Source organism: Pseudoscardovia suis (assembly GCF_002797875.1).
GTDB classification, from domain to species: Bacteria; Actinomycetota; Actinomycetes; order Actinomycetales; family Bifidobacteriaceae; genus Pseudoscardovia; species Pseudoscardovia suis.
This window is the reverse complement of sequence record NZ_PGFC01000001.1, coordinates 412,082-423,313: the sequence shown is the minus strand read 5'-3', so window position 1 is coordinate 423,313 and position 11,232 is coordinate 412,082. Positions and strand designations below refer to the sequence as shown.

Below are 11,232 nucleotides of genomic sequence, written 5' to 3'. Positions count from 1 at the left end.
GATGAGACGGGATTCATCATGGAACGATTGACGGCGCAGCAAGTCTACAACAAACTGGTCGAATGCTATGGCAAGCCGCGATGGTGGCCGGGCACGCCGTACGAAATCATGGTCAGCGCCATCCTCGTGCAAAACACAGCGTGGACGCAGGTGGAGAAAGTGTTCGCCGCATGGGGTGAACCCGAGCCTGCCAGGGTACTGGAGATGCCTGTCGAACAGCTGCAGGAGACGATTCGCCCGTGCGGTTTCATGAAGGCGAAGGCTGCGACAATCCGAGGGGTCACCGAATGGTACCGCGGGTATGGATTCGACATCGAAAAGGCGCGGGCGGCGAATCTGGATCGGCTGCGGCGCGAACTGCTGGGCCTGAAGGGTATCGGCGCGGAAACCGCGGACGCGATGCTCGTGTTTGCGCTGCACAAGCCGTCGTTCGTCATCGACGCCTACACGCGCCGCTTCCTTGACCGCATGGGATATGGGTTCAAGGACGACAGACAGATCCGCCGCTTCTTCGAATCCGGACTGCCCGCCGATTACCAAATCTATGGCTGGTACCACTGGCTGCTGCTCGAACACGGGAAGAACCACTGCAGCAAGCAGCCGGTGTGCGAAGGCTGCGTGTTCAGCAAAGTGTGCCCCGGACGGGCTCTCTAACCTCCCCCATCGGCACCCCACGGTTCGTTCGCCGAAGACGGAGGATAAGCCAACCCACGAACCCCGCCTAACCTCCACAACCGGCGACACATGATCCGCTCGCCGAAAACGGAGGATACGACCCCTCAAAACGGCCACTTAACCTCCACCTTCGGCGACCCAACAACCCACTCGCCGAACACGGAAGATAAGCCAACCCACGAACCCCGTTTAACCTCCATCATCGGCGACTCATGATGAGAGCCGCATCACATGGCGCGCCATTGTGTGATTCCCTCCACTCATAGGTAATCGAAGAGACGCTCGATGATGAGGTCGTTGAGCAGACGGCCGCGCAGCGTCGGCACCGCGAGCGGATCAGATGACCTAGGCACCAAGTGGATCAACCCCTCGGATTCCAGCTGCCGCCATGCCTCGAGCGGGATGATTCCAGCGAAGCGCGCCGTGTCGAAACCTTCATGCAGGCGCAGACCGAGCATCAGCGTCTCCTCCGCATCCTGCCGCGCAGTGATTGCCTCACTGCCCGCCCATGGCACCGTGGCTGCGTTGATCTGACGGCCCCACGCTCGGGGATGCGCGATGTCCCAGGCGCGCATCCCCACAGGTGCGGCGTCTGCGTTTTCAACTGCCGTGGCGTTTCCCATTCCCGCGGTCTGCGCTGCTGCCTTGATCTGTGCCGATGTCGTGACCTGCGCCGCTGCCGTGGTCTCCGACGATGTCGTGCCATCTGCTGCAACTGTAGACTGCACTGCCGTCGCGTTCACCGTTGCCGTATCGTCTGCCGGCGTCGCGTTTGCTGTAACACCAGCATCCCGCGTATTGGAGGAATCCTGAACTTGTTGGAAATCCTGAGCGAGCAAGCAATCCTGAACACGCCCAGAATCCCGCTCATGCCCAAAATCAGTATTACCAAGTAATACACGTGTGGCGGATTCACTGGAATCAGACCCCACCAGCCGATAATGCGAGTGTGCGCCGGGGCCGATGCCTGCCCAGTCCACGTTGCGCCAGTACCCCAGGTTATGCCGTGATTCGAAGCCGGGCCGCGCCCAGTTGCTGATCTCATACCACGTCAATCCCGCTGCGGCGAAGGCCTCGTCGGCAATCTCGTATTTGGCAGCCTCGTCATCGTCGCTGGGCTTGGGAAGCCTGCCAGCGGCGATCATGCGACCCATCCTGGTGCGCGGCGCAATCGTGAGCGCATACGCAGATATATGATTCACACCCAGATCCACCGCAGCACGTACCGACGTGCGCCAATCCTCCAAGCTCTCCCCCGGCGCGCCGTAGATCAGGTCCACGCTCGAACGAAGCCCGCAGGCATCCGCTGCGCGCACACCCGCCTCGACGTTCGCCGGCGTATGGCGACGGTCGAGGGTGCGCAGCACCGAGGGAACCGCGGACTGCATGCCGAAAGAAATCCGCGTGAACCCGCCGTCGGCCAGGCGCTTGATGTAATCAGCGTCCACGGTGTCGGGATTCGCCTCGGTCGTCACCTCGGCGCCCGGCTTCAAGCCCCAGATGCGGCGCACGGCGTCGAGCATCGCAACCAAGTCAGCTGCGGGAAGAATCGTGGGCGTGCCTCCGCCGAAGAACACGCTGCACGCGGCAGGCTCCTCGATGCCGTTCGCCACTTGCCATGCGCGCACCAGCTCCATCTCGCGCACCGCCATGCGCGCATAATTGCCGCGCGAAGCGCCCTCGCCGAGGTCCGGCGCCGTGTATGTGTTGAAATCACAGTATCCGCAGCGCCTCATGCAAAACGGCACATGCACATATACCTCGAACGGCCCGCGTGCCGCAGATGACGCAGATGACGCAAGTCCTGCACCAGCCGCCGGGATTCCAAGTCCCGCGCCAGCCGCGCCCACCGCAGGCACCGCAAGCGCATCCCGCTGCACCCTGGGCACGGCGGACGACGTGGACACCCATCCGGGCATGTCAGTTGCCGGCCTTCTGCGCGGCGCGGATCTTGTCTTTCGTATCGCGGTCGGTCGGCTCATCCGTGCTCAGCGCGGCGATGAACGCCTCCTGCGGCACCTCCACGTGACCGAGCATCTTCATGCGCTTCTTGCCGGCCTTCTGCTTCTCGAGCAGCTTGCGCTTGCGGGTGATGTCGCCGCCGTAGCACTTGGCCAGCACGTCCTTGCGCAGCGCGCGAATCGTCTCGCGGGCGATGATGCGCGAGCCGATGGCCGCCTGGATCGGAATCTCGAACTGCTGGCGTGGGATGAGCTCGCGCAGCTTCTTCGTCATCATCACGCCGTAGCTGTAAGCCTTGTCGCGATGCACGATGGCGCTGAACGCATCCACCTTCTCGCCTTGGATGAGGATGTCGACCTTGACGAGGTCCGCCTGCTGCTCGCCGTCCTCATGGTAGTCGAGCGACGCGTAACCCTTCGTGCGGCTCTTGAGCTGGTCGAAGAAATCGAACACGATCTCGGCGAGCGGAATGTGGTAATGCATCTCCACGCGCTCCGTGCCGATGTATTCCATCGTGCCCATCTGTCCGCGGTGATCCTGGCACAGCTCCATCACGGAGCCGATGAACTCCTTGGGGGTGATGATGTCCGCCGCGACCACCGGCTCGACGATGCGCTTGACCTTGCCGTCGGGAAACTCGCTCGGGTTCTTGACATGATGGCGCGAACCATCCTCCATCGTCACGTCATACTCGACGTTGGGGGCCGTCGAAATCAGGTCAAGGCCGAACTCACGGCTGAGGCGCTCCGAAACGATCTCCATGTGCAGCAGGCCGAGGAAACCGCAGCGGAAGCCGAAGCCCAACGCCACCGATGTCTCCGGCTCGTAAACGAGCGCCGCATCATTGAGCTTGAGCTTGTCGAGCGCGTCACGCAGCTCGGGGAACTGCGCGTTGTCAATCGGGAACAGGCCGGCATACACCATCGGCTTGGGGTCGCGGTAACCGGGCAGTGGTTCGCTCGCCTGACGGGCCTCGGCGGTGATCGTGTCACCCACCTTCGACTGGCGCACGTCCTTCACGCCGGTGATCACATACCCCACCTCTCCGGCGCCCAGCGAAGCCGTGGGAGTCATGTCCGGCTGGATCACGCCCAGCTCGATCGGGTCATGCGTCGTGCCCAGACCCATCATGTGAATGCGCTCGCGGTTGTGCAGCTCGCCGTCGACCATGCGGATGTAGGTGACGATGCCACGGTAGGAGTCATACACGGAGTCGAAGATGAGCGCACGCGCCGGCGCCGCGGGGTCGCCCTTGGGGGCGGGCACCTCCATGACGATGCGGTCGAGCAGGTCCGCCACGCCTTCGCCAGTCTTGCCGGAGACACGCAGCACGTCGCTGGTGTCGCATCCCAGCAGTCCGGCGATCTCCTCGGCATGCTTGTCCGGTTCGGCGCTGGGCAGGTCGATCTTGTTGAGCACAGGGATGATCGTGAGGTCATGGTCGATGGCCATGTACAGGTTCGACAGCGTCTGCGCCTCGATGCCTTGCGTCGCGTCGACCAGCAGCACCGCGCCTTCGCATGCCGCCAGCGCACGAGAGACCTCGTATGAGAAATCCACATGACCGGGGGTATCGATCATGCCGAGCGTGTATTCCTGCCCGTCGAACACCCACGGCACGCGCACAGCCTGGGATTTGATGGTGATACCGCGCTCCTGCTCGATGTCCATGCGATCGAGGAAGCGGTCGCGCATGTCGCGTTGCGACACCACGCCGGAAAGCTGCAGGATGCGGTCGGCGACCGTGGACTTGCCATGGTCGATGTGCGCGATGATGCAGAAATTACGAATCAGCGACTGATCGGTTTCGCCGGGCTTGTTCTTCTGCTGCATCACTGAGCGTTCTCCTTGTCCACGACCGCCGGAAGACGGATACCGGCGTCCACACATACGTCCTCGCCCGTCGGTTGCGTGCGGCGGGCATGTCCAATTGTTCCAGTCTAACGGCTTGGGCAGGCAACGGCGGCAGCGCGTTGCGCAACCGCCGCCAAACTACCGTCACGCGCCCGCCTTCCGCCAATCCCCGGCAGGCTACCGGCCTAGAATCAAACGCGGGAGGGCGACCTTCCACTCCCTGTCGGTCTTGTTGTCATACCAGCGCACTACGTAACCCACGTCCGCCTTGAGCACATGGTACCTGCCCGTTCCTCCGCGCCTGCACACGTATCTGTTAATCTTCTCGTTCATGCCTCGCGAGGACCGGAGCATGGCAGGTGTGCTGTCACCGCAATCCAACGTGAACCACAACGACCTGCCTCCATCCGGCGAATCGATGCGCCCGTGGAGCGCGTCGCCCGCCTGCAGCCCGCCAATCGCCCGCTGCGCCGCATCACTCTCCACGTCACCGAGCCGGACATCGCGCAGCGAATATGCCAGCATCACGTTCCGCGGCTCCCCGTAGTCACGCGAGTCGCGCGTCACACGCACCCCGGCCTTCGCGAACGGCTCGTCAAGGTCGTGCAGCATTGCCGAGGAATCGCACAATACCAGCGAATGGCGGGCGCGCGTCATCCCCACATACAGAAGGTTCACGGCCTGAATGTCGGCGGGCGTGAATCGTTCGGTCACCTGGCAGTAGACGGTGTCGAACTGCCGCCCCTTGGCCTTGTGGTAGGTCGACACGATGACGTCACAACCTTCCGGCTGTATCAGTTCCGCCACCGAGGTATTCGCCAGCATTTCTTCCAAGTCAGACCGATAGATGGTTCCGACGCTGTCGGCGTAGCGTTGCAACGCACCGGTTACGTCTTCGACGACGATGCTGCGAGAGAAACGTGCGCGGAGTCGATCAAGAGCCTCGCGATAATGCTCGGCGGGAATCACCATGTCATCGTCCAAGGATTCGAGGAAGACGGCGCATTCATCGAGCATCTCGGCGCGGAAGCCAGCGCGGTCGTCGATGAATGTCACGGGAACGCCACGATGCTGCAGCTCGCAGTAGACCGTGGCGACATCCTCGTTGGTGGGCACGAGCACGGCGATGCTTCCCCCGCCAGACGTGCCGGCGCTTTCCACGCCGTGGCTTTCCGCGCTGTGTTCATCTTGTGCGTGGGTGGCGTGCCAGCGCTGATCGACCCGTTCGATGACCGACATGATGCTCGGATGCGAGAGGATGACATGCTCCACGCTGCCTTGTTCGCGGCTGTGAGCGTGGCAGCGTGCCGTCTTCAGGCCGTGGGGTTTGAGCGTGAGGAGCGCATTGGCCGCCTCGACGATGGATGTGTCACTGCGATAATTCACAGATAGTTCGATGATGGTGGCGTCATCGGCGAGCGCAACATCGCCAGACGCCGTGTTTTCGGGCACGGCGCCGCCCGGTTGCCCGGCAACGGTGGGAGGAGCGGGCTCATCGGGGGCGTTGGCGACGGAGGCAAGCTTCGCCATGTAGGCGCTGTCGGCCCCGCGGAACCCCATGATGGCTTGGTCGTCGTCCCCGACTGCAATGACGCGCATGTCCGTGTTGCGGCGCATCAGCGCGGTGACCAGTTCGTATTCGTCGGCGGACATGTCCTGTGCTTCGTCGATGACGAGACAGGTTTTCGTACACACCGATTCATCGATGCCGGCGTCCGGGTCGTTGAGCAGCGCCGCCGCCTGCCGTTCGATGGTGTCTGCCTGCTCGAGGTTGCCGACGCGGCCTGCCACGTCGAATGCGAAGGCGTGGAAGGTGCGTATGCCGACGTAATACGACATGTCGCCGATGAGGTCGTGCAGGCGGTGTGCGAATTCCATGGCGGCGGCGTGAGAGAAGGTGAGCATGAGCAGCTGCTCGGGCTTGGTGTCTTCCAGCAGCACCAGGCTTGCCAGCTTGTGCACGAGGGTCATTGTCTTGCCGCTTCCCGGCCCTGCGGCGACCACGATCACCCGGTGCGTGGCGTCGTTGATGACGCGGCGCTGTTCCTCGTTGAGGCCGGCGAACAGAAGGTCGTACCGTTGTTTGGTCATGCCCAGCGACAGTCCGGCACGTTCGTTCTTGCTGATGTATGTGTCAAGGAACGTGTCGTGATCCATGGCGAAGTAATCCGCGGCGAAGCGCATCGCCCGGTCGTGGTCGTCGACCATCATCGAGGCGAAGCGGCCGACCAAGTGAATCTGCTCGATCCTGTTGCGGTAATAGGCATCAAGCTGCGCGTAGTCCTCTTTGCGGTAGCGACGCCGGTTGTCCGTTTCGACGCGAGTGATGCGCATGCCGTTGTAGATGACCAGGAAGCCGCCTTCGATGTCCAGCTCCCCTGTCCTTTCCAAGTACAGCACCGCGCGCCGCACGTCCGTCAGGTTCACGGATGGGGCGGTCGTAGCGTCGGATGCTCCGGCGGCAGGCTCCGGGATGGGCGTAAGTCCGAATCCCTCGAGGTGCGGGCTAAGGTCGGAAGTGTCCCCGTCCGTCGCATCATCGGCGGCGCAGCAGCGCTGCAAATCGACCAAAGAGAACACGACGTCGATGCGCTCCCCCGCGTTTTCGCCGCGGGAACGCATCTGGGCGAGCTGCGTATGGGCCAGGTCGGTCACATAATCGTCGATGATCCGGGCGTGGCGTTGGCGTTCCGAGATGCGTTGGGCGAACGTCTTCCCGTCGATGCCGTCGGCGAACGTGATGTCGATGGAGGATGCGTTGGGGTGTGCAGGCTTGCGGATGTAGTGCGCGTCGATCCAGGAGGCGACGATGGACTTCACCTTCGGAACGCTGCTTGTGGCGACCCCCGTATTCAACGCAGCCTCGTTGGCCTCCTTGTATTCCAAAGACTGACCGTCGTGCACGTGGTGCACGAGGAAGCCCACGAGGAATGTCTCCAAGGCATTCATCTCGCCCAGCGTGCCTCGGCGCGAATGCCTTGACGCCTTGCCTCGTCGCACGTAGGCGTGCATGTCGGTGTCGTTTCGCAAGATCTTGAGGCGTTTCATCTCGTCGATGTCGTCACGCACCCGCCCCTTGGGCAAGGCGAGGCAATCGGCGAGGTAGTCCACTCGGCTTTCGGCCTCCCCTTGCATGCCCTGGCCTGTGTGCTTGCTGGAGAGCAGACGGGAGAGTATGCGCACGCATTCCTCGATCCGCTCGGGGTCCATGCCGTTGCCTGGCCGTTCGAGGATGCTGCGCGCGGACGGGATGTCGTCGACGGCAAGGCTGTCGGCGAAGACGCGGGATGCGTTGATGCCGCGTGTGATGTATCCGGATTGTTCCAGCGACATGAGCGCCGCCCGCACGCGCGTCTCCACGTCGTAGGACGTGTTGCTCCACCCGGCTTCGCGGGCGATCTCCAAGGCGCTGGCGGTGAAGGACATGCGCCCATGATGGCGACTGTCGCTGAGATACTTGATGGCCTGCCATACCTGCTGGATCTGGTTGATGGTGATGCGGCTTTGGTTGAGCATCTGGAAGTGCACGTCCAGGTCACGCGGGTTATACAGGATGATGCAATCCGCGTCAAGCCGCTCATCGCGCCCCGCCCTGCCGGATTCCTGGACGTAGTCTTCCAAGGATTCGGAGATCGTGTAGTGGATGACCTGCTGCACATCCGACTTGTCAATCCCCATGCCGAACGCCTTGGTGGCGACCATCACGTTGACGCCGCCGCTGAGGAAAGCCTCCTGGCTGGTCATTTTCTCAACGACGGACATGTCTCCGTGGAATGCGCATGCCGGGATTCCGTCGCGGCTGAGCCTTCGGGCAAGTTCCGTGGTCTGGCGGCGCTTGGCGACGAAGACGATGGTCGGCGGGCAGGGATTCTTCTTTTCGATGAGCTCGCGCAAGACCCGGTAGCGGTGTTCGTCGTCGGCGTCAACGGGGATGACCCGATAGTGCAGGTTGCGCCGTTGCGCGGTTGTGGCGAACAGCCGCAGGTCCCTGCCCGTCTGGTCGTGAAAATAATTGCGGATGTCGGCGATGACCTGCTGCTTGGCGGTGGCGGTGAAACAAGACACGGGTATGCTCCGCCCCATGTGTGATTCAAGCTGCTTGATGAATTCGCCGATGTACCAGTAGTCCACGCGGAAGTCCTGCCCCCAGGCGGAGAAACAGTGCGCCTCGTCGACGACGATGCGCGTGACGTTCCGTGATTGCACCAGCCGCTGAATCGTTGGAGACCGCAAGGATTCCGGCGCGATGTACAGCAGGGACGCGATGCCACTTCGGACCCGTTCGATCTGATTGGTGCGCTGCACGGGGTCAAGCGTGCCGTTGATGGTCGCGGCCGCGGTGATGCCACGCCGTTCCAGCGATGTGACCTGGTCGACCATCAAGGATTGCAATGGCGAGATGACGATGGTCAGCCCGTCCACTCTCTGCCCGTCGATGATCGCCGGCAGCTGGAATGTCAAGGATTTACCGCCGCCGGTGGGGAAAACCGCCATGATGGACTCCCCGTCGATCGCCGCTTGCACGGCCTGCCGCTGCAGGTCCTGCCCCTGCCACGTGCGGAAGGATTCGAAGCCGAAGACACGGCGCAATTGCGTGGTGGCATCAAGCATGGTGGTGCAATACCGGCACGATGGCGACGAGCAGCGCGTGCGGCACAACGCATCCAGCACGCCGGTGATTCCGGGGAAACGGCGAAGGGCCCACTCGCTGATATGGCGCGTGTCCGCCGGCGCCAGCGCGTAGGCAAGCGCATAGGCAAGCTCCACCGGCCGGTCCATCGCCAGCCGGGCAAGATTGGCCGATTCGCACAGGCAGGGATCTGGCAGTGCCGCGATCTCCTCCTCCATCGCCTGGGCGGCGAGGTTCGCCACGTCCGGCAGCAGCTTCACGCCGTCGCGCACGGCTTGCGGATCGACAGGGGAACCGTCGCCGACGACAACCGATTGCGCGCGGGCACCATGGCGCGCCTCCTGTGCGGCATGCGCTGCACCGCCGCGAGCGGAAACCTCGGGCGCGCCACGCCGCGGGGCGTTCCACGCTTCGATGGCGCACGCCTCTCCCGCCTGACGCAGCAAGGCGTACCATCCGCGAAAATACGGGTGGTTTTGCAACAGCAGCGCATACACCATCCGCATCGTCTCGTCCAGCGACGCGTAATCCTGAATCTCTTGCAAAAACAGATCGCGGCATTTATAGGCATCCGTCAGCGGATCATTGAGCGCATCTTCGCTTATTTTCTCCGGTTTGCCCAAGGCATGGCTGGCTTTGCTTGGATACAGCAGCGCGGACAGAGGCAGGGTGTCGATGCATTGGCGAATGCCGGCGGCGGTCAGATCGTAGCCGATGGCTGCCATGTCGAAATCCACGAGATTGTGACCCACCGCCCACGACGCCCCATGGATGAAATTCCTGAACGCATTCCGGTCGGGCGCATGGAACTGTGCGAGACGTGACGGCACATGCGGCGTGCGACGATGCAGGAACCCAAAGAAACGACCCATCCCCTGCGTTGCATGCTGCGCCTGAGTGGGAGGCTCCTGTTGCTGGGCGAAACGCGCCGTCAGGTATTCCACCGCGTCGGAGCCGGTGCGCAATGCACCGATGTCACACAGCTTCCCCGGAACCGAGGCCTTCTCGCCTGCCGATGACGGGGCGGGAGCCGATGTTTTGCGCATGTCACTGGCATTGGAGTCGGACTGATCAGCCCTAGCATCCTGCGCGGCGCGAGTGTTTTCGGTATCGACATAGACCAGCGTGGAAGCCCCTGACATTACTCATCCTCTCTGGCATCGCCTTCGACACGTGTACCCGCGAGTCGGCTGCGCACAAGCCGCCCGGCTCCATCGTCCGCGGGTTTCCGCCACCTTATGTCCGTTCGCCGACAACATGCGGACTTGAGCTTTCGCGCGCAGGCTCAGCGTCATGCGAGGGTTGCGAGGGCTGCGAAGACTCACCTTGAGCGGGCTCCCCCCTGAGCGGATTCCCCTTGCACAGATTCGCCTTGCTGTGAACGCGAGGAAACATGCGTTCCGCGACCTGTGCGGGGGCGCTCGGGCATGTGCAGGGCCTCCCGCCGGGGCATCGCGCCCGGAAGGGTGATGTCAAAGCGCACCGACAGGACGCGCATCACCACCACCAGGATGACGATCGCCACGTCGACGACGATCTCTCCCTGCGGGTTCAACAGGCCATTGGCACGGGCGCGGGTGCTGACAACGGTGAGGATGCTGCCGACGAACGATGGGAAGGCATACCAGTGGCGGTCGCGCACTACCGTCGGCACCTCGTTGAGCAGCACGTCCCTGATCAATCCGCCGGCAAGGGCGGTGAACATGCCGAGGAAGACGGCAGCCATGCCGCTGGTGCCATACATGAGAGCCTTCTGCGTACCGTTGACGGCGAACAGGCCCAGCGCAAGCGCATCAAGGACGATCATCGACCAGTGCATGCGGTCCACTTCTGGATGCATGACCGCCACGATCAGCCCGGCGGCAAGGGCGGTAATCACCATGCCTTTGTCAGATATCCCCACGGGAGGCCGCGCCCCCAGGATGACGTCGCGGACAAGACCGCCACCCAACGAGGTCACCCACGCCGTCAGAAGGATGGCGAAGAGGTCATAATGCTTGCGCACGGCGGCAAGACCTCCAAGCAAACCGCAACAGAACACCGCCAGGTACTCAATGCCATAGAAAAACGCATTGCTTTCCAATGTCACCTGTGTCGCTGCCATCGCAACC

5 protein-coding genes are annotated in these 11,232 nt (G+C 62.8%); 1 reads left to right on the top strand and 4 read right to left on the bottom strand.

Annotated elements, in window-relative coordinates; translation table 11 throughout:
* Positions 1-18: 18 nt before the first annotated feature.
* Positions 19-654 carry an endonuclease III domain-containing protein gene (locus CLV65_RS01590; protein ID WP_094691639.1) on the top strand — a complete coding sequence of 212 codons (636 nt, stop codon included), beginning with the start codon at positions 19-21 and terminating at the stop codon, positions 652-654.
* A 281-nt stretch (positions 655-935) separates the two neighbouring features.
* Here CLV65_RS01590 and CLV65_RS08985 read toward each other — a convergent pair whose 3' ends face one another.
* The 4 genes from CLV65_RS08985 to CLV65_RS01565 form a co-directional block, all read right to left on the bottom strand.
* On the bottom strand, positions 936-2,411 hold the full coding sequence (locus tag CLV65_RS08985; protein ID WP_244569232.1) for a coproporphyrinogen-III oxidase family protein: 1,476 nt from the start codon (positions 2,409-2,411) through the stop codon (positions 936-938).
* Between the two features lie 184 nt (positions 2,412-2,595).
* Positions 2,596-4,470 carry a translation elongation factor 4 gene (gene lepA / locus CLV65_RS01575; protein ID WP_420848414.1) on the bottom strand — a complete coding sequence of 625 codons (1,875 nt, stop codon included), beginning with the start codon at positions 4,468-4,470 and terminating at the stop codon, positions 2,596-2,598.
* A 198-nt stretch (positions 4,471-4,668) separates the two neighbouring features.
* Entirely contained in the window at positions 4,669-10,263 is a 5,595-nt protein-coding gene (locus CLV65_RS01570) for a RecQ family ATP-dependent DNA helicase (RefSeq protein WP_094691637.1), read from the bottom strand.
* 179 nt (positions 10,264-10,442) lie between these two features.
* The gene (locus CLV65_RS01565; protein WP_094691636.1) at positions 10,443-11,225 is read right to left on the bottom strand and encodes a trimeric intracellular cation channel family protein; all 783 of its coding nucleotides are present in this window, start codon (positions 11,223-11,225) and stop codon (positions 10,443-10,445) included.
* Positions 11,226-11,232 lie beyond the last annotated feature (7 nt).

Coding starts and splice junctions, on each gene's coding strand:
- CLV65_RS01590 (WP_094691639.1), top strand. CDS start 19: ATGGAACGATTGACGGCGCAGCAAGTCTACAACAAACTGGTCGAATGC.
- CLV65_RS08985 (WP_244569232.1), bottom strand. CDS start 2,411: ATGAGGCGCTGCGGATACTGTGATTTCAACACATACACGGCGCCGGAC.
- lepA (WP_420848414.1), bottom strand. CDS start 4,470: ATGCAGCAGAAGAACAAGCCCGGCGAAACCGATCAGTCGCTGATTCGT.
- CLV65_RS01570 (WP_094691637.1), bottom strand. CDS start 10,263: ATGTCAGGGGCTTCCACGCTGGTCTATGTCGATACCGAAAACACTCGC.
- CLV65_RS01565 (WP_094691636.1), bottom strand. CDS start 11,225: ATGGCAGCGACACAGGTGACATTGGAAAGCAATGCGTTTTTCTATGGC.